The organism is Nocardia terpenica (assembly GCF_013186535.1).
GTDB lineage: Bacteria > Actinomycetota > Actinomycetes > Mycobacteriales > Mycobacteriaceae > Nocardia > Nocardia terpenica.
Window position 1 is genome coordinate 1,041,610 of sequence record NZ_JABMCZ010000005.1, and the last position, 20,813, is coordinate 1,062,422.

19 protein-coding genes are annotated in these 20,813 nt (G+C 71.4%); 10 read left to right on the forward strand and 9 right to left on the reverse strand.

The features are described from left to right. Positions 1 to 133: 133 nt before the first annotated feature. Complete coding sequence (locus HPY32_RS40505) at positions 134 to 1,165, forward strand: YihY/virulence factor BrkB family protein (protein ID WP_082871308.1); 1,032 nt, start codon at positions 134 to 136, stop codon at positions 1,163 to 1,165. Here HPY32_RS40505 and HPY32_RS40510 read toward each other — a convergent pair. Beyond that, on the reverse strand, positions 1,133 to 1,405 hold the full coding sequence (locus HPY32_RS40510) for a penicillin acylase family protein (RefSeq protein WP_156674412.1): 273 nt from the start codon (positions 1,403 to 1,405) through the stop codon (positions 1,133 to 1,135). The genes HPY32_RS40505 and HPY32_RS40510 overlap by 33 nt on opposite strands. 58 nt (positions 1,406 to 1,463) lie before the next feature. Beyond that, positions 1,464 to 1,697: a DUF3039 domain-containing protein gene (locus HPY32_RS40515; protein WP_067595665.1), complete on the reverse strand. Its 234-nt coding sequence runs from the start codon at positions 1,695 to 1,697 to the stop codon at positions 1,464 to 1,466. 58 nt (positions 1,698 to 1,755) lie between these two features. Here HPY32_RS40515 and HPY32_RS40520 point away from each other — a divergent pair, with 58 nt between their 5' ends. Then, on the forward strand, positions 1,756 to 2,208 hold the full coding sequence (locus HPY32_RS40520; RefSeq protein ID WP_082871817.1) for a DUF3099 domain-containing protein: 453 nt from the start codon (positions 1,756 to 1,758) through the stop codon (positions 2,206 to 2,208). Here HPY32_RS40520 and HPY32_RS40525 read toward each other — a convergent pair. Continuing rightward, positions 2,179 to 3,495 carry an MFS transporter gene (locus HPY32_RS40525; RefSeq protein ID WP_067587285.1) on the reverse strand — a complete coding sequence of 439 codons (1,317 nt, stop codon included), beginning with the start codon at positions 3,493 to 3,495 and terminating at the stop codon, positions 2,179 to 2,181. The genes HPY32_RS40520 and HPY32_RS40525 overlap by 30 nt on opposite strands. An 89-nt stretch (positions 3,496 to 3,584) precedes the next feature. On the opposite strand from HPY32_RS40525, the gene HPY32_RS40530 reads away from it, so the two are divergent. The 5 genes from HPY32_RS40530 to HPY32_RS40550 all read left to right on the forward strand — a co-directional run bounded on the left by HPY32_RS40530 (position 3,585) and on the right by HPY32_RS40550 (position 8,802). Beyond that, a complete protein-coding gene (locus HPY32_RS40530; RefSeq protein ID WP_067587282.1) occupies positions 3,585 to 4,316 on the forward strand; it encodes a VOC family protein in 732 nt (243 codons plus the stop codon). Continuing rightward, positions 4,313 to 5,287 carry a GlxA family transcriptional regulator gene (locus tag HPY32_RS40535; RefSeq protein ID WP_067587279.1) on the forward strand — a complete coding sequence of 325 codons (975 nt, stop codon included), beginning with the start codon at positions 4,313 to 4,315 and terminating at the stop codon, positions 5,285 to 5,287. The genes HPY32_RS40530 and HPY32_RS40535 overlap by 4 nt, the downstream gene beginning before the upstream one ends. A 51-nt stretch (positions 5,288 to 5,338) precedes the next feature. Beyond that, the gene (locus tag HPY32_RS40540; RefSeq protein ID WP_067587276.1) at positions 5,339 to 6,865 is read left to right on the forward strand and encodes a DUF7782 domain-containing protein; all 1,527 of its coding nucleotides are present in this window, start codon (positions 5,339 to 5,341) and stop codon (positions 6,863 to 6,865) included. Positions 6,866 to 7,070: 205 nt separating this feature from the next. Continuing rightward, on the forward strand, positions 7,071 to 8,039 hold the full coding sequence (locus HPY32_RS40545) for a sigma-70 family RNA polymerase sigma factor (RefSeq protein WP_067587273.1): 969 nt from the start codon (positions 7,071 to 7,073) through the stop codon (positions 8,037 to 8,039). 367 nt (positions 8,040 to 8,406) lie between these two features. Then, positions 8,407 to 8,802 (forward strand): hypothetical protein, encoded by a 396-nt coding sequence (locus tag HPY32_RS40550; protein WP_067587271.1) that lies wholly within the window; start codon positions 8,407 to 8,409, stop codon positions 8,800 to 8,802. Positions 8,803 to 8,995: 193 nt separating this feature from the next. On the opposite strand, the gene HPY32_RS40555 is transcribed toward HPY32_RS40550, so the two are convergent. Together HPY32_RS40555 and HPY32_RS40560 are read right to left on the reverse strand one after the other, a co-directional pair. Then, positions 8,996 to 9,469: an SRPBCC family protein gene (locus HPY32_RS40555; protein ID WP_067587268.1), complete on the reverse strand. Its 474-nt coding sequence runs from the start codon at positions 9,467 to 9,469 to the stop codon at positions 8,996 to 8,998. Further along, positions 9,466 to 9,855: an ArsR/SmtB family transcription factor gene (locus HPY32_RS40560; protein ID WP_373686716.1), complete on the reverse strand. Its 390-nt coding sequence runs from the start codon at positions 9,853 to 9,855 to the stop codon at positions 9,466 to 9,468. Before HPY32_RS40560 ends, HPY32_RS40555 begins: the two co-directional genes overlap by 4 nt. Before the next feature lie 81 nt (positions 9,856 to 9,936). Here HPY32_RS40560 and HPY32_RS40565 point away from each other — a divergent pair, with 81 nt between their 5' ends. Further along, positions 9,937 to 10,716, forward strand: a complete 780-nt coding sequence (locus HPY32_RS40565) for a putative hydro-lyase (protein WP_067587262.1) — start codon at positions 9,937 to 9,939, stop codon at positions 10,714 to 10,716. Positions 10,717 to 10,719: 3 nt separating this feature from the next. Here HPY32_RS40565 and ppc read toward each other — a convergent pair whose 3' ends face one another. From ppc to HPY32_RS40580, 3 genes are all read right to left on the reverse strand, one after another. Further along, the gene (ppc, locus tag HPY32_RS40570; protein ID WP_067587260.1) at positions 10,720 to 13,485 is read right to left on the reverse strand and encodes a phosphoenolpyruvate carboxylase; all 2,766 of its coding nucleotides are present in this window, start codon (positions 13,483 to 13,485) and stop codon (positions 10,720 to 10,722) included. Positions 13,486 to 13,554: 69 nt separating this feature from the next. Further along, the gene (locus HPY32_RS40575; protein ID WP_067587257.1) at positions 13,555 to 16,263 is read right to left on the reverse strand and encodes a bifunctional acetate--CoA ligase family protein/GNAT family N-acetyltransferase; all 2,709 of its coding nucleotides are present in this window, start codon (positions 16,261 to 16,263) and stop codon (positions 13,555 to 13,557) included. Continuing rightward, positions 16,256 to 17,500: an acetoin utilization protein AcuC gene (locus HPY32_RS40580; RefSeq protein WP_067587254.1), complete on the reverse strand. Its 1,245-nt coding sequence runs from the start codon at positions 17,498 to 17,500 to the stop codon at positions 16,256 to 16,258. The genes HPY32_RS40575 and HPY32_RS40580 overlap by 8 nt, the downstream gene beginning before the upstream one ends. Positions 17,501 to 17,745: 245 nt before the next feature. Here HPY32_RS40580 and HPY32_RS40585 point away from each other — a divergent pair, with 245 nt between their 5' ends. Continuing rightward, positions 17,746 to 18,432, forward strand: a complete 687-nt coding sequence (locus tag HPY32_RS40585) for an iron-dependent transcriptional repressor DtxR (protein WP_067587251.1) — start codon at positions 17,746 to 17,748, stop codon at positions 18,430 to 18,432. A 3-nt stretch (positions 18,433 to 18,435) separates the two neighbouring features. Continuing rightward, positions 18,436 to 19,416, forward strand: a complete 981-nt coding sequence (gene galE, locus HPY32_RS40590; RefSeq protein ID WP_067587248.1) for a UDP-glucose 4-epimerase GalE — start codon at positions 18,436 to 18,438, stop codon at positions 19,414 to 19,416. Positions 19,417 to 19,445: 29 nt separating this feature from the next. On the opposite strand, the gene HPY32_RS40595 is transcribed toward galE, so the two are convergent. After that, positions 19,446 to 20,684 (reverse strand): DUF4192 domain-containing protein, encoded by a 1,239-nt coding sequence (locus tag HPY32_RS40595; protein ID WP_156674411.1) that lies wholly within the window; start codon positions 20,682 to 20,684, stop codon positions 19,446 to 19,448. Positions 20,685 to 20,813: the final 129 nt, after the last annotated feature.

Consider the following 20,813-nt stretch of genomic DNA (forward strand, 5'->3'; position numbering starts at 1 on the left):
TCCAGAGAGATTAGCGACCGCCACCGACAGCTGCCCAATCCCACGCGGTGCGCCGCGCCGAGGATCACACCACACGCGACACGGATATCGCCGTTCGGCAATCGCACCGCTGGTGAGTGATGCTGTAGGCACGATGAACGCGCACGACAGACCTCCGGCCCGTACCGCAGCCGGGCGCGGTGCCGCCATTGCCGGGCGTGTCGCGCGGCGGCTGCGGGAACTGGTGACACGGGTGGCGGTCAAGGCGTGGGACGACTCGATCTTCGCCGAGTCGGCGGCGGCCGCGTTCTGGCAGACGCTGTCGCTGGCCCCGCTGCTGCTGGGGCTGCTGGGCAGTCTCGGCTATGTCGGCGGGTGGTTCGGACCGGACACCGTGCACATCGTGGAATCCAAGATCATCAGCTTCAGCCGGAACCTGTTCAGCTCGAACGTGGTCGACGACCTGATCGCGCCGACGGTCACCGACGTGCTCCAGCGCGGGCGCGGCGCCGTGGTGTCGGTGGGCTTCGTGCTGTCGCTGTGGGCCGGATCCTCGGCGATGGCGACCTTCGTCGACGCGATCGTGGCCGCCCACGGTCAGCAGGACGCGCGACATCCGGTGTGGCAGCGCATCTTCGCGCTCCTGCTGTACGTGCTGTTCCTGGTGGTATCGGTCTTCGTGCTGCCCCTGGTGGCGCTGGGACCGACGCTGATCGGCCGGGTGCTGCCGGAGATGTGGCGCGAGCCCGGACTGCGTTTCATCGACACGTTCTACTACCCCGGCACCGGCCTGCTACTGATCGTCGGCCTCACCACGCTGTACAAACTCGCCCTGCACCGCTCCCTCCCGTGGCACCGCCTCTTCGGCGGCGCACTGGTGGCGGGCGTGTTCTTCATGACCGCCAGCGACGGCCTCCGCCGCTACCTGACCTGGGTAGCCCGAACCGGCATCAGCTACGGCGCCCTGGCAACCCCGATCGCCTTCCTGCTGTTCACCTTCTTCCTGGCCTTCGCGGTAATCCTCGGCGCGGAGTTCAACGCGACCGTGCAGGAACTCTGGCCCGCCCGGGTCACCCGGTGGGAACTGATCCGCCGCCGGGTGTTACGGCGGATGCGGGGGGTGGATCCCGAATCGACCGCTCTCGCCGAGAAGTCAATCGAGGGTCTTGATGGTCAGCGAGGGTGAGGCGGCGATCTGCTCTTCGGTGAATCTGTCCGTGAGCCATCGACCGGCCGAGAACAATTCGGTTTGATCCGCGTAGTGCGGGGAGGTCGGGTCGCTCGATTGGGAATAGGTCATCACCGTGGACACCACCGGAGGGCCGTCGCCGATGAAGTGAACGACATCGATGAAGCTCGAACCGAACGTCACGTCGGGGTTGCCGTGCTCGTCGTTGTCGGTCGCGATCACGTTCAGCACACCCAGCTCACCGGGGCCGCCGGGGCCGAAACCGGAGCGCCTTCGAGTTCGATCCGCGGGAGCGCTAGTCCTTCTTCATCATCTCGTAGATCCGCTTGCAGTCCGGGCAGACCGGGGAGCCGGGCTTGGCGGAGCGGGTGACCGGGAAGACCTCGCCGCAGAGGGCTACTACGTGGGTGCCCATGACGGCGCTTTCGGCGATCTTGTCCTTCTTCACGTAGTGGAAGAACTTGGGGACGTCGCTGTCGGTGGTCTCGTCGGTGGTGGTGTCGGGGCGAACGAGGGTATCGGTGCTCACCCGTTCCATGATGCCACCGCGTGTGCATTCGATCTTCGACAGTGCCAGACTCGGGGGTATGCAGCGTGACGGCGACTCCTCCGAGGCCGAGCCCCGCGACGAGGTCCGCGACGGTGGTGAGCGCCCCGAGTTCGAGAGGCGTCCGCCCGGTTCGGTTCCCCGTCCGCCCCGCCCGGCCGAGGGTTTCTTCCCCGGTGAGCAGAAGCATCCGGCTCTGATCACCGAGGCCGCGCCGTCGCTGGAACAGCAGCATCGCGACCGCGTGAAGCGGTATTCGATCCTGATGGGATTCCGCATCCCCTGCCTGGTCCTGGCCGCGGTGGCCTACAGCCTGTGGGGCAACTGGGTCATCTCGCTGGCCATCATCGGCGTGTCCATTCCGCTGCCGTGGATCGCGGTGCTCATCGCCAACGACCGCCCGCCCCGGCGCAAGGACGAACCCAGTCGCTGGGACGAGCGGCGGGCCGCCAAGGCGCTCGAATCAGGCCATCACCGCGCCATCGACGGCTGAGCGCGACCGCACCCGGATCAGCCCGGACATCACCGCCGCCAGCGCGCACAGCCCGCCCGCGATGTACCAGGCCAGGTCGTAGCTGCCCTGCATATCGCGGATGACGCCCGCGCCGGTGGCCGCGAGGGCGGCGCCGATCTGGTGGGAGGCGAACACCCAGCCGAAGGCCACCGGGCCGTCGTCGCCGAAGTGCCTGCGGCACAGCGCGACCGTGGGCGGCACGGTGGCGATCCAGTCCAGGCCGTAGAAGATGATGAACACCCACATGCTGGGCCGGGTATCGGCCGCGAACAGCGACGGCAGGATCAGCAGCGATAGCCCGCGCAGCGTGTAGTAGCCGACCAGCAGGAACCGGGAGTCGAGGCGGTCGGTGAGCCAGCCCGAGGCGACCGTGCCCGCCACATCGAAGATGCCGACCGTGGCCAGCAGCCCGGCCGCGGTGGTGGGCGGCATGCCGTGATCGTGGGCGGCGCTCACGAAATGCGTACCGACCAGGCCGTTGGTGGTGGCCCCGCACACCATGAATCCGCCTGCCAGCAGCCAGAACTGGGGCGTGCGCACCACCCGCGCGAGCACCGTCACCGCCCGGGCCGCGCCGCCGCGCGCCACCGTGCGCACGCCGACCGTGCTGCCCGGTTCGGCGCCGTAGGCGCGCACCCCGGCATCGCTGGGGAAATCGCGGATGAACAGCAGCACCAGCGGCACCACCGCCAGCGCCGTGGCCGCCACCACCAGCGACGGCACCCGCCACCCGTGTGCCTGCGCCAGCGCCGAGATCAGCGGCAGGAACACCAGCTGACCGGTGGCCCCGGCCGCGGTGAGCACGCCGGTCACCAGGCCGCGGTGCCGCACGAACCAGCGTCCGGTGATGGTGGCCACGAACGGCATCGACATCGAGCCCACGCCCACGCCGACCAGCAGCCCCCAGGTGGCCATCAGCTGCCACGGCCGGGTCATGAACACGGTCAGCCCGGCCCCGGCGGCCACCAGGACCAGTGCGCACGCGACCACCCGGCGGATACCGAAGCGATCCATCAGCGCCGCAGCGAACGGCGAAATCACCCCGTACAGCAGCATATTCAGCGATACCGCCGCGCCGATGGTCCCATGCGACCAGCCGAATTCGGCATGCAGCGGATCCATCAGCACGCTGGGCACCGACCGGAACCCGCCCGCCCCGATCAGCGCGATAAAGCCGACCACGGCGACGTACCAGGCCGGATGTACGCGCGGCGCGGCAACGACGACGGATTCCCTTGGCGGAGAGGGGTCTTGCAATTCGGTCACCCTGGGGATCGTGCAGGAAATCCGGTTGCCGGACGAGTGGCCTGAATGCCACAATCCGTCAAGATCTGGCCAACCCGTTGGAGGACAGCATGATCCGCTGGAACTGGGCATTCCTCGACCGCCCGGTCGATCGATTCGACGAGGCGTTCGCCTTCTGGGCCACCGTGACCGGCAGCAGGCCCTCCGAGCGGACGGGCCGCAACAGCGAATTCGCGGAGTTGATTCCGGCGCAGGGCGATTCGTATCTGCGCGCGCAGGCGGTAGGCGACGCCGGGGGCGCGCACCCGGACTTCGATGTCGACGATCTCGACGCCGCCCGCGCCCGAGCCCTGGCGCTCGGCGCGACCACGCTGTCCGACCACGACGGCTGGTCGGCGTTCCGTTCACCGCAGGGCCAGGCGTTCTGCCTGACCACCGAGGACGGCACGCGGATACCGGAGCCGACCGTCGGCCCCGGCGGCGTCCGCAGCCGCCTCGACCAGATCTGCCTCGATATCGGCCGGGACGGCTACGCCGACGAGATCCGGTTCTGGGCCGAGCTCACCAGCTGGCAGCTGCAATCGGCCACGCTGGCGGAATTCACCCGGCTGGTGCCGCCGCGCCGCATGCCGGTGCGAATCCTGTTGCAGCGCTTGGACGAGAATCGTCCGGCCGCCGCCCACGTCGACATGGCGTGCTCGGATCGCGAGGCCGTCGCCGCCTGGCACGAATCGCTGGGCGCGCGGCGGATCTCCCAGGGCGCGCACTGGACGGTCATGAACGACCCGGCGGGCGGCGTGTACTGCCTCACCGGCCGCGACCCGGACACGGGCCGCGCATGACCGAGACACCGCACCGCGTGGCGGTCCTGGCGCTGGCACCGGTCGTCGGTTTCGATCTCACGATTCCACCCACCGTGCTGGGCGAGGCGTACTCGGCCGACGGCGAACCCCTCTACGAGGTGACCGTCTGCGGCCTGGACACCGCGCCCGTCCCGGCGACGAAGGGCTACGCCATCGTCCCGGCCGCGGGGCCGGAGGCGCTGGCCACCGCCGACACGGTGATCGTGCCCGGCACCACCATGCCCGAGCCCCGCTACCGGGGCACGCTGCCCCCGCGGCTGGCCGAGGCGCTGGCCACCATCCGGCCGCAGGCCCGCATCGTGTCCATCTGCACCGGCGCGTTCGTGCTGGGCGCGGCGGGCCTGCTCGACGACCGCCGCGCGACCACGCACTGGTGGCACGCCGACGATTTCCGCAGGCTGTATCCGCGGGTGCGGCTGGACGAGAACATGCTGTTCGTGGAGGACGGAAACATCTGCACCGCAGCGGGTCTGGCCGCCGGGGTCGATCTGTGCCTGCACCTGCTGCGCACCGACCACGGCAGCGGCGTGGCCAATCGGGCGGCCCGCTACTGCGTGGTGCCGCCCTGGCGCGAGGGCGGCCAGTCCCAGTTCATCGACCGGCAGGTGCCCGAGATCGGCTCCGACGGCACCGCGCCCACCCGGGCCTGGGCGCTGCAGCACCTGGACCGCGATCTCGACCTGGCCGCGCTGTCGGCGCACGCCCGCATGAGCGTGCGCACCTTCACCCGGCGGTTCAAGGCCGAGACCGGTGTGGCGCCCGGCGCCTGGCTGCTGCAACAGCGGTTGCGGCACGCCCGCCAACTGCTGGAGGCCACCGAGCTGCCCATCGACGAGGTCGCCCGCGCCGCCGGGCTGGGCACCGCCAGCTCGCTGCGCCACCACATGCGCGCCGAACTGGGTGTGCCACCGCTGGCCTACCGCAAGACCTTCCGCGCCGCGGCGTCGTGATTCGGCCCCGCTACCGAATGCCCGGCGATTGCGGTGGCAGAGTTCGCAGCTATGCCGACGAATGAGACGACCACCGCGTCCGAGCTCGCCGCACTGGCCCCGCAGCTGCGCGCCGCGCTGACCCGCGCCCGCTACGACGCCGACACCCTGCTCGCCGCGCTCGGCGACGACGCGCACGCCGCCCTCGGCCGGTCCGAACCGGTCCCGGTGCGCCGCGCCGTGCGTGACGCCGGGGAGCTGGGCACGCTGGTCCGGCTGCTGCTGCTCGGCGACGCTCTCCCCGAACGCGAGGTCGCCGCGGCGCTGGCCCCGCTCGACCTGGACCGCGCGGTTGCCGCCGGTCTGCTCGACCGCGACGGCGACCGGGTGCGGGCCGCGCTCGATCTGCGCCCGCTCGATCTGGGCGCGGGCACCCGCTGGGCGCTCTCGGACCTGGACGACTCGATGACCCGGCGATCGCTGACCACCGAGCACGTGCTCGGCGTCGGCCACGCGTCGCTGTCGCTGCTGCGCGCGACCCCGACCCGGCCGGTCGGCTCGGTACTGGACCTGGGCACCGGCTGCGGCATCCAGGCCGTGCACGCGGCGGCCTACGCGAACACCGTGACCGGCACCGACGTCAACCGGCGGGCGCTGTGGCTGGCCGAGGCCACCGCCGCGCTCAACGGCCTCGACCTCGAACTGCTGGCGGGCTCCTGGTTCGAACCCGTCGCGGGCCGCCGCTTCGACCAGGTGGTCGCCAATCCGCCGTTCGTGGTCGGCCCGGCCCGCGTCGAGCACACCTATCGGGACTCCGGGCTCGCCCTCGACGGCGCCAGCGAACTGGTCATCTCCCAGGCCCCGCAGGTCCTGGCGCCCGGCGGCACCGCGGCCATGCTGGCCTCGTGGGTCCATGTGGCGGGCCAGGATTGGCGCGCCCGGGTGTCGGACTGGCTGCCCGACCACGGCGTCGATGCCTGGATCGTGCAGCGCGATATCGCCGACCCGGGCCTGTACGTCGGCACCTGGCTGCGCGACGCCGGGCTCGATCCGCGCGACCCGCAGGCGCAGCGGGAGGCCGAGCGGTGGCTGGCCGCGTTCGAGGCCGCCGACGTCGAGGGCGTCGGCTTCGGATTCGTCTATCTCCGCGCCACCGACGACCCCACCGAACTGCTCGCCGAGGACCTGACGCACGGCTTCGACGACCCGCTGGGCGCCGAGGCGACCGCCTACTTCGAACGGTCGGCCTGGCTGCGCGCGGTCGCCGCGGACGACGACCTCGCCTGGTCGGCGCGCTTCACCGTGGACCCGGCGACCGCGCTGGAACGGGTGTATCTGCCCGGCGCGCAGGGCTGGGAGCAGCGGGTGGCCCGCCTGCACCGCGGCGACGGACCGCGCTGGCAGCACGAGATCGACGACGATATCGCGGCCCTGCTCGCGGGAATGCGCGCGGAGGGGCTGCCGTTGGAGGAGTTGGTCGAATTGCTCGCAATCGGCCGAACCGGCACCTCCGCCACCGCGGAGTTCCGCGCCGCCGCGCTGGACATCGTCACCGGACTGGTCGGGCACGGCCTCGTCCATCCGGTGCCTGCGGCCTGACGCCACATCACGATTCGGTTCTGCCGGGATAGCCGTCCGGCAACGAAGTTCCCGAAGGTGCACAATATACGCCCTTCTTAGGAACTTCTCAGATGGCAGTGACGAAAGCCGCAGCTCAGCAACGGTTTATGGATGTGGTGGCGGGGAACTTTCCCGGTGTCGGGTCCGTTGTTCGGAGTGAGACACCACCGACAGGAGGCAAGTCATGACAAGCCCCGCCACCACTGCAGTGCGCGCCAGCGATTCCGACCTCGACGCCCAGAGCCCCGCCGCCGACCTGGTACGCGTGTACCTGAACGGGATCGGCAAGACGGCGCTGCTCACGGCGGCCGACGAGGTCGAGCTGGCCAAGCGCATCGAGGCGGGCCTCTACGCCCAACACCTGTTGGAGACCGGGAAGCGACTGTCGGCCACTCGCAAGCGCGATCTGGCATTCCTCGTCCGGGACGGCCAGGCCGCCCGGCAGCATCTGCTCGAGGCCAACCTGCGGCTCGTGGTGTCGCTGGCCAAGCGCTACACCGGCCGCGGCATGCCGCTGCTGGACCTGATCCAGGAGGGCAACCTGGGCCTGATCCGGGCGATGGAGAAGTTCGACTACACCAAGGGCTTCAAGTTCTCCACCTACGCCACCTGGTGGATCCGGCAGGCCATCACCCGTGGCATGGCCGACCAGAGCCGCACCATCCGGCTCCCCGTCCACCTCGTCGAGCAGGTCAACAAGCTGGCCCGCATCAAGCGCGAGCTGCACCAGCAGCTCGGCCGCGAGGCCACCGACGACGAGCTGGCCAACGAGTCGGGCATCCCGGTCGACAAGATCGCCGACCTGCTCGACCACAGCCGCGACCCGGTCAGCCTGGACATGCCGGTCGGCAACGACGAAGAGGCCCCGCTGGGCGACTTCATCGAGGACTCCGAGGCCACCTCGGCCGAGAGTGCCGTCATCGCCGGTCTCATGCACCGCGACGTGCGCAGCGTGCTCGCCACCCTGGACGAGCGCGAGCAGCAGGTCATCCGGCTGCGCTTCGGCCTCGACGACGGCCAGCCGCGCACCCTGGACCAGATCGGCAAGCTGTTCGGCCTGTCCCGCGAGCGGGTCCGCCAGATCGAGCGCGAGGTCATGTCCAAGCTCCGCAAGGGCGAGCGGGCCGACCGCCTGCGCGCCTACGCCAGCTGATTCGACCGCTGCCCCAAGACGCTGGGCCGACCGGAACCCGGCCCAGCTCCTCTGTCGCACCGCCACGGTGGTTCGCCGCAGCCTGTGCGGCGGCCGCCGTGGCGGTGCGCGGACGGGGGCGCGTACGCGCCACACCGCTTGTGTTTCCGTTCGCCGCGCATCACGCTGGAATGACGCAGTGTGCTCGTCATGGTGGGTTCGGTGGTCATACCGGAGGCGCCGGCCGGCGGGCGCGCGTCCCGTCCCCTCCGGGTACTGCGCGAACCGGCCGGCGCCGGGTTGTGTTGTGCGCCTGGGCCGTTAGGATGGCCGCAGTCGTCGGGCGCGAAATCCCGCGTCGCGGCATCGGTGCACGGAGGGAAAGATCATGGCATCTAAGCTGGTTCGCATCACCGGTGTCGCGCTGGGCGGCGCGGCGGCCGTCGCACTCGGCGCCGGGCCCGCGGCGGCGAGCACCACGATGACCGTGACCGGCACCGCCGTGCAGGGCTGCCAGACACAGGTCACCGCCACGACCACCTCCAGCAACCCGATGAGCCTGGACTTCTACGACAACCTGGACTACCTGGGCCGCGTGCAGGTAACCAACCAGGGTGGCAGCATGCAGGCCAGCATCGCCTGGACCCCGAGCGCCCCGGGCGACCACATCATCAGCGCCGTCGCCATCGGTTCCTACATCGACCCCGCCGATGCCCTGAACCGCCTCACGGTACACGTATCCAACGGCATCAACCTCGGCTCGTCCTGCGTCCCCCTGGGCTGACCCGGCTCAATTCGTCGCCCCCGCACCCCAACCGGTCGCCCCCGCACCCCAACCGGTCGGCCCAACACCTCAACCCGTCGGCCCGACACGCTCTGAACTCGTCGACCCCGGCACGCTCTGAACTCGTCGACCCGGGCACGCTCTCAACCCGTCGACCCGGGCACGCTCTCAACCCGTCGACCCGGGCACGCTCTCAACCCGTCGGCCCCGGCACGCTTTTGGCCGGGGCATCCAACGTGATGGCCAGCCGCTCCAGCATGCCGGGCCAGCCGCCGCGCATGATCGTGCGGGACAGTTGCGAGGTCGGGTCGTCCGGGTCGAAGCCGGTGTGGGTGAACAGCATTCGGGTGCCGGTGCCCTCCGGGCGCAGCCGCCAGGTGATGACCCATCCGGTGTCGGTGTCGGCCTGCGCGTCGCTCCAGGACATGCTCAGGCGTTCGGGGGCGACGACTTCCAGGACCTCGCAGCGGATCTCGCCGGAGAAGCCGGTCTGCGGGACCGCCCGCCCTCGCATGTGGAAGACGGTGCCGACGACCGGTTCGAAGCCGGTGGACTGCATCATCCACTGCGCCATCAGTTCCGGTGTGGTCAGCGCCCGCCACACCTTGGCGGGCGGGTGCGGGTAGAAGTGGTCGAGTTCGATCGTGGTCGGGTCGTCGGTGGTCATGTGGTCTCCGTTCGGTGGTCGGCCTCGTCGGGCATGGCGTCGAGTACCTCGCCCAGATCACGCAGCCGGGCACGCCAGTAGCGTTCGAAGGGGTCGAGCCAGGACTGCAGGTCGTGCAGGGGCTGCGGTTCGACCCGGTAGTAGCGGAAGCGTCCGCGCTTCTCCTCTGTGACCAAGCCGCAGTCGCGCAACACCTTCAGGTGTTCGGACACGCTGGGCCGGGCCATGTCGAACCGCTCGGCGATGACCAGCACCGTCTGTTCCCCCTCCAGCAGCAGGTCGAGAATGTCGCGCCGGGTGGGGTTGGCGAGCGCCCCGAACACCAGGTCGGTACTGCTGGATTTCACGCGATGCGGCATCGCCCCTCCGATCTGTGACGTGGTCACGCCCCAGAATATAGGTAGGATTTCGCCTACCTGTCAACCGTAGGAGAAAACCTACCTTTTTCCGCCCCCTAGCATCGCTATATGAGTGATCTCGATCGTGCGGCGCCTGCGGTGGCCCGCGCACGCTTCCGGTCCGGCGGGTCGAGCGGGGTGACCAGCGGCATGTGCCTCGGCTTCGTGCAGGCCAATCTGGTGGTTCTTCCGGCGGAGGCGGCGGCGGAGTTCCGCGCCCTGTGCGCGGCCAACCCGCAGCCGCTGCCGCTGATCGAGGCGACCGCGCCCGGCGATCCCGAACCACGGTGTGCCGCACCGGGTTCGGACCTGCGCACCGATCTGCCGCGCTATCGCGTGTACCTGGACGGGGTGCTGGCGGCCGAGCCGACCGATGTGCGGGAGGTGTGGCCGGACGACGGTGTCGCCTTCCTGCTCGGCTGCAGCTTCACCGCCGAGGCGCGGCTGCTGGCGGCGGGCGTGCGGCTGCGGCATCAGGAGTCGGGCCGCAATGTGCCCATGTTCGTGACCCGGCTGACCTGTGTTCCGGCCGGGCGGTTTCACGGACCCGTGGTCGTGTCCATGCGGCCGATCCATCGCGACAGCGTCGCGACGGCACGGCGCGTCACCGCCGCACTTCCCCTGGCCCACGGCGCCCCGCTGCATATCGGCGACCCGGAGGCCATCGGCATCGCCGACCTCGCCCACCCCGACTTCGGTGATCCCATCGAGCCGGAGCCCGACGAGGTTCCGGTCTTCTGGGCCTGCGGGGTCACCCCGCAGGCCGTGATCATGGCGTCCCGGCCCGCGCTGGCTATTACGCACGCGCCGGGGCACATGTTCATCACCGACCTCGGCGACGACTCCTGATCGCTACCCCGAGTTACGCAGCGCCGTCGCCAAACCGTTCATGGTGAGCAGGATGCCGCGCTCGACCAGTTCCGAGTCGTCCCCGCCGCGGCGGCGGCGCAGCAGGTCGACCTGCATGCGGTTGAGCGGCTCCAGGTACGGGAAGCGGTTGCGGATGGATTCGGCGAGCGCGGGGTTGTCGGCCAGCAGCTGGTCGCTACCGGTGATCAGGCCGTGGGCGCGGACCGTGCGCTCGAACTCCTCGCGGATCATCCCGAAGATGGTGTCCCGCAACGCCGGATCCTCGACCAGCTGCGCGTAGTGGGCGGCGATGTCCATATCCGCCTTCGCCATCACCTGCGCCAGATTCGACATGACCGTGCGGAAGAACGGCCAGCGCCGGTACAGATCCGACAGGACGGCCAGCCGCGACTCGTCCTCACCCAGCCACTGCTCGATCGCGGTGCCGGTGCCGTACCAGCCGGGCAGCATCACCCGGGACTGGCTCCACGCCATCACCCACGGGATCGCGCGCAGGTCGCTCACGGAATTGGTGGGTTTGCGCGAGGCCGGGCGGCTACCCAGATTGAGGTCGGCGACCTCCGCGATCGGGGTGGAGGCGCGGAAGTACTCGACGAATCCCGGGGTTTCGTGCACCAGCCGCGCATAGGCCCGCCGGGCCAGCTCGGCCAGCTCGTCGAAGATCTCGTAGGCGGCGTCGGCGCCGACGCCCAGCCCCTCCACGTCCAGCAGGGTCGACTCCAGGGTGCCCGCGACCAGCGCCTCCAGGTTGCGGTGGGCGGTGCGCCGGTCGGCGTACTTGGTGGAGATCACCTCGCCCTGCTCGGTGAGCCGCAGCGACCCGCGCACCGCACCGGCCGGCTGGGCGAGGATCGCGTCGTAGCTGCGGCCGCCGCCGCGACCGACCGTGCCGCCGCGACCGTGGAACAGCCGCAACCGGATTCCGGTCTTGCGGGCCGCCTCCACCAGATCGAGCTCGGCCCGGTACAGCGCCCAGTTGGCGGCCAGGTACCCGCCGTCCTTGTTGGAGTCGGAGTAGCCGAGCATCACCTCCTGCTGCATACCGCGCGCCACCACCAGCCGGTGATAGGCGGGCACCTCCAGCGCGGCGACCAGGGTGTCGGCCCCGGCCCGCAGGTCGTCGATGGTCTCGAACAGCGGCACCACCCCGACCGGGCTGTGCGGCGGGGTCTGCGCGTCGCCCGGATCGAGGATCCCGGCCTCCTTGAGCAGCAGCGCCGCCTCCAGCACATCGCTGACCGAGGTGCACATGCTGATGATGTAGTTGGGCACCGTGTCCGGGCCCAGATCGTCGAGGGCGGCCTTGGCCGCGCGCACCACGCCCAGCTCCTTGGCGGCCAGATCGCTCAGCCGCGCGTCGGGGCCGAGCAGCGGCCGCCGCGTGGTCAGCTCCGCCGCGAGCAGCCGCACCCGCTCCGCCTCGGGCAGGCTCGCGTAGTCGGAATGCACACCGGCCCAGGCGAACAGCTCGGCCACCACCTGCTCGTGCACGTCGGAGTTCTGGCGCATGTCCAGGCCCTGCAGGTGGAATCCGAAGGTCTGCACGGCCCCGCGCAGCGCCGCCAGCCGGTCGTCGGCGAGCAGACCGTCGCCCGAGGCGCGCATCGAGGCGTCCACGACGGCCAGATCGTCCAGCAGTTCCTGCGGCGAATCGTACGGGCGCGCACCGGTATCCACGCCCGCGTCGCCGGGCACCTCGCCCAGCGCCCGCCGCGCCGAGGCGGTGAGCCGGGCGCGGATGCCGCGCACCGCCCGGCGGTACGGTTCGTCGGCGCGCTGCGGGGAGTCGTCGTGCCCGGCGTCGGCCAGCCGCGCCAGCTCCGGGGTGATCCGCACCAGCCGCGCCGACTGCGACAGCGACTTCTCCAGTCCGACAAGCTCTTTCAGGTAGTGCGCGAAGGCGACCGCACCCGCGCGGTGGGTGGCGCGGTGCACCACCTCGCCGGTGACGTTCGGGTTGCCGTCGCGGTCGCCGCCGATCCACGAGCCCGGCCGCAGGATGGGCCGCTCCAGCAGCTCGTACTGCGGCCAGCGGGCGCGCAGCGCGTCGCGCACCTCGGTGTTGATGCGCGGGATCACCTCCAGCAGCGACATGTCGTAGTAGCGCAGGCCGACCTCGATCTCGTCCTGAATCCGCAGGCGCGCCAGGCGAATCAGCGCGGCCCGCCACAGCGCCAGCACCTGGCGGCGCAGCTGGGTGTCGATCTCGGCGTATTCGGGTTCGGCCGGGGTGTAGCGCTGGCGGGTGCGCATCAGCTCGGTGATGCGGGCCTGCACGTCGAAGACGGTGCGGCGGCGGGTCTCGGTGGGGTGGGCGGTGATGACCGGCGAGACCAGCGCGTCGGCGAGCTGTTCGGCGACCGTGGCGCCGTCGGTCCCGGCGGCGTCGAGTTTGCGGTAGGTGGCGGCGAGGCTGGAGTCCTGCGGCGGCTCGCCCGCGGCCACGTGCACCGCACGCCGCCGGTCGCGCTGCAGGTCCTCACACAGGTTGGCCAGCAGCAGGAAGTGGCTGAACGCCCGGATCAGGGGGATCGCGACGTGAATGTCGGTATCGCGCAGCATCTCCGCCACCGCGCTGCGTTCCACCTCCGACCGGCGCACCCGGAAGGCCTCGACGCGGACGCGTTCGATGAGATCGAACACCTCCGCGCCCTCGTGGTCATGGATGGTGTCTCCGAGGATCGCGCCGAGGAACCGGATGTCGTCCCGGAGCGGCGCGGTCGCTGCTTCGATCTGATCTTCCCGCATGCCTGCCAGTATTGTGCACCGCCGGTCGCCTCGCAGCGGGGCGGGTACCGGAACGCCGTTCGCCGGTGGTCAGGCCAGTCGTCGCGGCCCGATGTCGAAGCGGCTGGGTTCGGGCCCGATGCGCACCCGCGCGTACAGGATCGCCGCGCCCCGCGCCGAGGCCAGCGCCGGCTCCACCGCCAGCTCCCGGATCTCCGGCAGGTCGTCGCACAGCGCCGAGATGCGCCGGGCCAACTCCGACAGCGCCCGCTTGTCCACCGGCTCGCCGATGGTGCGGCCCGCGACCCCGGCCTTGCCATCCAGCAGCGGCGCGGCGCGCGGGGCGTCGATCAGTTCGGCCGATTCGTCCTCGGTCAGCGGCAGCGCCCGATACACCCGGTCGCCCAGCAGATCGATGATGGTGCCCGACAGCCCGAAGCTGATCACCGAACCGAACGACGGATCGTCCTGCACCCGCAGCACGCAGCCGACGCCCTTGGTGGCCATCTTCTGAATGTGCACCACCTCGTTGCCGGAGACCTCGGCCAGATCGGTGTAGGCCCGCCGCACCGCCGAGGGCCGCCACAGATCTAGCCGCACCCCGGTGAGGTCGGGCCGGTTGCGCCACAGCTCGCCGGTGGCCTTGGCCGCGACCGGATAGCCCAGTTCCTCGGCGGCCGCCTCCGCCGCCTCCGGGTCGCGCACCTCCCGGAACTCGACCACCCGGATGCCGTAGCAGTCCAGCAGCTGCACCGCCTCCAGATCGGCCAGCCAGCCGCCGTCCGGTTCGCGACGCATCCACTCCCCCACCAGATTTCGCGCCCGCTCGGTGTCCACGTCGGCGGGGCGGCGCACCGGCGACACCGGGCGGGTGCGCCAGTCGGCGTAGCGGCGCACCCGAGCCAGGGCGCGCGCCGCCCGCTCCGGATCGGGATAGGACGGGATCGAGCCGCGCTCGAGGCTGCCGCCGATGCCGCGGGTGGCCAGCAGGTTCGGCATGCCCAGATCGGCGACGAAGGTGGTCAGCACCGGTTTGCCGCCCGCGCCCGCACCCGCGCGGATCGCCTCGGCGTAGGCGGTCACCGAGGTCGGCACCGGCGGGGCGAAGATCACGATCACCGCGTCGACGTCCGACGAATCCATCGCCGCCGCAACGGCCGTCAGATAGTCGGCGGGCTCGGCCTGCGGGCCGAGATCGGTCGGCGCGCCCGCGGTCAGCCCCTCGCCGCGGGCCGCGTCCACCGCCAACCAGCCCAGCGCGGCGCTGTTGCCGATCACCGCCAGCCGCGGGCCGGGCGGCAGCGGCTGGTACGCCAACAGCATTGCGCAGTCGAACAATTCGGAGATGGTGTCCACCTGCACGATGCCCGCCTGCGCGAACAGGTCGCGCTCGAGCGACCGGTCCAGCGGATGGCTCGGGTCCAGCGCCCCGGCGGTGTGCGTGGCATTGCGCCCGCTGCTCACCGCCACGATCGGCTTCCCGCGCGCGACCCGCCGCGCGATGCGGGAGAACTTGCGCGGATTGCCGAAGGTCTCCAGATACAGCAGCACCACGTCGGTGTCGGGGTCGGTGTCCCAGTACTGCAGCATGTCGTTGCCCGACACGTCGGCACGGTTACCGGCCGAGACGAAGGTCGACAGTCCGAGCTTGCGGGCGGCGGCCTCACCGAGGATCGCCGCACCCAGCGGCCCGGACTGGCAGAAGAATCCGATCCGGCCGCGGCCGGGCAGCACCGGGGCCAGCGTGGCGTTCATCGAGACCGCCGGATCGGTATTGGCGATACCGAGCGCGCTCGGGCCCACCACCCGCATGCCGTGCCCGCGCGCCGCCGCCACCAGATCGCGTTCGGCGGCGTACCCGGCCGGGCCGATCTCGGAGAACCCCGCGGTGAGCACCACCAAGCCCTTGACGCCCTTGGCCATACAGTCGTCGAGCACCGATTTGATCTCCCCCGCGGGCACCGCCACCACCGCCAGGTCCACCTCGTCGGGAACCTCGCGCACGGTCGGATAGGCGCGCACGCCGCGCACCGAACTGCGATTCGGGTTGACCGGGAACACCGGCCCCTGGAACACCCCGGACAGCAGATTGGCCAGCACCGCGCCGCCGACCCGGCCCGACGAGGGGGTCGCGCCGATCACCGCCACCGAGCGCGGCGCGAGCAGATTGCCGACGCTGCGCGCCTCCGAGGCGCGCTCGCGCGAATCCCGCACCGACAGCAGGGCTTCGGTCGGGTCGATGGCGAATTCCAGGTGCAGCACCGAGCCGTCGCGGCTGCGCTGCACCTGGTATCCGGCGTCGCGGAACACCGTCACCATCGCGTTGTTCTCCGCCAGCACCTCGGCGACGAAGGTCTCGATGCCGTTCTCGGCGGCCGCGCCCGCCAGATGCTCGAGCAGGATCGAGCCCAGACCGCGACCCTGATGCTCGTCGGCGACCACGAACGCCACCTCGGCCGCCCGCGGGCCCTCCCGGTCCGGCAGCAGTTCGTAGCGGCCGACCGCGATGATCACCGCGCCCAGCTCGACGACCAGGCCGACCCGGTCGCGGTAGTCGACGTGGGTGGTGCGGTACAGATCCTTCGGCGTCATCCGCGGGTACGGCCCGAAGTAGCGCAGGTAGCGGGTGCGGTCGGACAGCCCGGCGTGGAAGCGCTGCAGCGCCTCGGCGTCGGCGGGGGCGATCGGCCGCACCCGTACCACGCCGCCGTCGGCGGCCAGCACGTCGGCCACCCAGTGCTGCGGCGGCGGGGGCGGGTCCTGGGGCGTGCTGTCGTGCCCCGCGGCGGGTTCAGTCACGGGGGTCCTCCGGGTCCAGGCCCAGCAGCCCGAAAGTCGCTCGGCGCGTGGCCAATACGGCGGTGTCGAGGGCGCGCTGCGCGCGGTCGGTGCGCTCGTCGCCGGTCTCGCGGGTGCCGCCCGGGCCGTCCCAGCGGTCGAAGGCCGGGTCGACACCGTCGCCCATGGTGCCCGGCGGCTCGACGGACGGCGCGTAGGCGCGGGCCCGCTCGGCCCAGTCGGCCGGAACCGCGGTGGCGGGGTCGATCTCGCGGTCCAGGGCCGCGGCCAGCAGGTGGGTCCAGGCGCGCGGCACCACCCGCACCACGCCGTACCCGCCGCCGCCCACCGCCAGCCAGCGGCCCTCGGCGTACCGGTCGGCGAGTTCGCGCATCGCGAGGAACGCCGCGCGCTGGCCGTCGACGCTGAGTTCCAGATCGGCCAGCGGGTCCTCGCGGTGGGTGTCCACCCCGCACTGGCTGACGAGCAGCTGCGGCCGGAACGCCGCCAGCGCGCCCGGCACGATCGCGTGAAAACCGCGCAGCCACTGGGCATCCCGGGTACCGGGCAGCATCGTGAGATTGAGCGCGGTGCCCTCGGCCGTGCCCGCGCCGGTCTCCTCGGGCCAGCCGGTGTTGGGCCACAGGGTGGCCGGGTGCTGGTGCAGGGAGACGGTCAGCACGCGGGGGTCGCCGTAGAACGCGCGCTGCACCCCGTCGCCGTGGTGCACGTCGACGTCGACGTAGGCGATGCGGTCGAAGCCGTGGTCGAGCAGCCAGGAAATCGCCACGGCCACATCGTTGTACACGCAGAATCCGGCGGCGGACTCGGGCATCGCGTGATGCATGCCGCCCGCGATGCTCACCGCGCGCCGGGTCCGCCCGGCCGCGATCGCCTCGGCCGCGGCCAGGGTGCCGCCGACCAGGACCGAGGCCGCCTCGTGCATGCGCGGGAAGATCGGATCGTCCGTCGTGCCCAGCCCGAACGGGGCCGCCAGCGGCAGCGCGGTTCCCGGTGGCGGCGGGACCGCACCCCGGACGGCCTCGACATAGGCGGGGGTGTGAATGCGCAGCAGGTCGGCCTCGCCCGCCGGGCCGGGCGCCTCGGTCTCGACACCCTCGAGCAGACCGAGGCCGCGCGCCAATTCCATGGTGAGCCGCAGCCGCGCCGGTTTCATGGGATGCTCCGGGGTCCAGGTGTAATCGAGAAACCGATCGGTCCACACCACCGTGGCGCCGCTGGAGGGTCGACGTGCCATGGCTGTCACGCTAATGCACCTCCGCCACCGGGCGCGCTACCTGCATCGGAACCGAACACGGGGAAGCTGGGCACCCAATTTGTCGTTGTCATGCAGTAGAAATGCAAGACAGTACGGGCGCGCCGCGGCCGGGCGCCCCCGAGACGCGCCGCGCGTTCGAAGTTTCCGCAGGACAAGCCGAATATGCTGACGCACGGAGCGAGATCCGGGCGTGGGTAGAATTCGTGCCGACGAAGGGGTAACAGGTGAAGGATCTGGTCGACACCACGGAGATGTATCTCCGTACGATCTACGACCTCGAGGAGGAAGGCGTCGTGCCCCTGCGCGCGCGCATCGCCGAGCGCCTCGAGCAGAGCGGCCCGACGGTGAGCCAGACGGTTGCCCGCATGGAGCGCGACGGATTGTTGCTGGTCGCCGGCGATCGCCACCTCGAGCTGACCGAGAAGGGCCGCGCCATGGCCGTCGCGGTCATGCGCAAGCACCGGCTGGCCGAGCGCCTGCTGGTCGACGTCATCGGCCTGGACTGGCAGAACGTGCACGCCGAGGCGTGCCGCTGGGAGCACGTGATGAGCGAGGACGTCGAGCGCCGGCTCGTCGAGGTGCTCAATCACCCCACCACCTCCCCCTACGGCAATCCCATTCCGGGACTGGACGAATTGGGCGTGATCCCGACCTCGGGCGCCGAGGAGAAGCTGATCCGCCTGTCGGACCTGCCGAGCGGCCAGGTGTCGGCGGTGGTGGTGCGCCGGTTGTCCGAGCACATCCAGACCGGCCCGGAGATCATCAACCAGCTGCGCGAGGCGGGCGTGGTGCCCGATGCCCGCGTGACGGTGGAGACCAAGCCCGGCGCGGTGGTCATCTCGGTGCCCGGGCACGAGGGTTTCGAATTGTCCGACGAGATGGCCCATGCGGTTCAGGTGAAGCTGGTCTGATACATGAAACTTCTGGTCACGGGCGGCGCGGGATACGTCGGCGGCGTCTGCGCACAGGTGCTGATCGAGGACGGGCACGAGGTTGTCGTGGTCGACGATCTGTCCACCGGTAATGCCGAGGGCGTGCCGAACGGCGCGAAGTTCGTCGACGGCGATATCGCCACCGTCGGCGTGGAGCTGATCGAATCCGAATCCTTCGACGGCGTCCTGCATTTCGCGGCGCAGTCGCTGGTCGGCGAGTCGGTGCAGCAGCCGGAGAAGTACTGGTACGGCAACGTGGTCAAGACCCTGGCCCTGCTGGAGGCCATGCGCCGCACCGGAACTCCGCGGCTGGTGTTCTCCTCGACCGCCGCGGTGTACGGCGAGCCCGAGCAGGTGCCGATCACCGAGGACGCCCCGACCCGCCCGACGAATCCGTACGGCGCGTCGAAGCTGGCCATCGACCACGCCATCACCTCCTACGCGGTGGCGCACGGGCTGGCGGCCACCAGCCTGCGCTACTTCAACGTCGCGGGCGCCTACGGCGGGCTCGGCGAGAACCGGGTGGTGGAAACGCATCTCATTCCGCTGGTGCTGCAGACGGCGCTGGGCCACCGGGAGTCGATCTCGGTGTTCGGCACCGACTACCCGACCGCGGACGGCACCGCGATCCGCGACTACATCCACATTCGCGATCTGGCGCAGGCGCATCTGCTGGCGCTGGCGCAGTCGCGGCCGGGTGCGCATCGCCTCTTCAATCTGGGCAGCGGCACCGGTTTCTCGGTGCGCCAGGTGATTTCGGCCTGCGAGCGGGTCACCGGACGGTCGATCGCGGCGGTGAACGCGCCGCGCCGGGCCGGGGATCCGGCGGTGCTCGTCGCCTCCAGCGAGCGGGCCGTGGCCGAGCTGGGGTGGAACCCGCGGCACAACGATCTCGACGAGATCGTGGCCGACGCCTGGGCCTTCCTGCGGTCGCTCGGCGACCGCGCGCACAGCGCCCGCTGACCGCGTCCGGGCCTGGGCCGCACCGGGTGTCACGACTGCCACCCGGCCGGGTCGACCCCGAGATCTACGCCGAGTCCGGCCGCGGCCAGCGCCCCGCTGCGGGCCAGCTTGCGCATCTCCTGCGGATGCATCCCGGTGCGCAGCGCCGTCTCCAGCAGCCCGGCGATGCCGTGGCTGGGGTCGGCCTCCAGCGCCGCCTCGAGCGCGACCCCGGCCAGCGGCCCGTCGCCGCGAATGTAGGCGCTGTAGCCGAGCAGCGTGGCGGCCTCGGCCCGGTCGGGGCCGTCCAGGGCGCGGCACAGCCGGGTCCACAGTTCCTCGGCCGCCCGCCCGTGCTCGCCGACGGCGAGCGCGAACAGCGCGTCGCGGACCGTCGAATCCCGCAGCGCGACGGCCACATCGGCGACCGCGTCCGGTGGAATCGGGGCGGCGGAACCGACGGCCGCGATCTGCCAGAGCACCATCTCCAGCGCGGCGCGGCGGTATTCGCCCGGCGCGCTGCGGCTCACGGCCCGCCGGTACAGCCGCCGCGCGGTGAGCTCGGCCTGCTCCAGTTCGGCGGCCACCGCGTCGCGGAGTTCGCGGTCCACCTCGACGGTCGCCAGCAGCTCGGCGCGCGAGGAACGGATCGGGCGGCCGTCGAGCACGTGCGCGAGCGTGACCGGCGAGGCCGACGGATCCTGTTGGGTGCCGGTGCGTTCCGGGTCGGTCAGGCTCCACCACGGTGCGCCGGTGGCGATCTCGCGCGCCGCCCAGGCGTCGGCGAGGGTGACATCCGCGGCCCGCAGCGCGCCGCCGAGCGCCCGGATCAGGTCGCGGTGGCGGCTCGCCCGCGCGCCGGGGCGGCCCGCCCGGGTGACGCTCGCCCGATCGTCGACGACCAGGACCACCACCCCGACGGCGCGCTCCTGCACGCAGATCGCGGCGAGTTGCCCGGCCACCCGCACCCAGGCGCCGCAGCCGGACACGTCCAGGTCGTGGCGCGCCACCGCGCCCAGGAACACCGCGCCGGGCCGCTCGGGGGTGTCCTGCAGCAGGCACACCACCAGGGAGCGCTCCGGCACGAAGCCCAGCAGGGCCGGTATCGCGGCGATGAATTCCGCGGGCTGCTCCACCCGCAGCAGTGGGTGCCGCCAGTCCGGCTCGGGCGTGGATTCCCCTCGGGCGCAGTCGTATCGGGGAAGGTCCGGCGGCGAGTACCCCGGAGCGGTGTCCTCGGTGACGCGGGCGGCGTCGTTGTCGGCGGGGCGATCGGCGGAAGCTGTCATGGGCCTCAGCGTGCGCGCCACCGCCGCCCTCGCCCGCGCACCGACCTGGGCTTTCGGCGGTCCTGGGGATAACCGCCCGGCATGTGGAACGACACCGCGCCGGGGTGCACGGATCGAGATTCCTGTCGG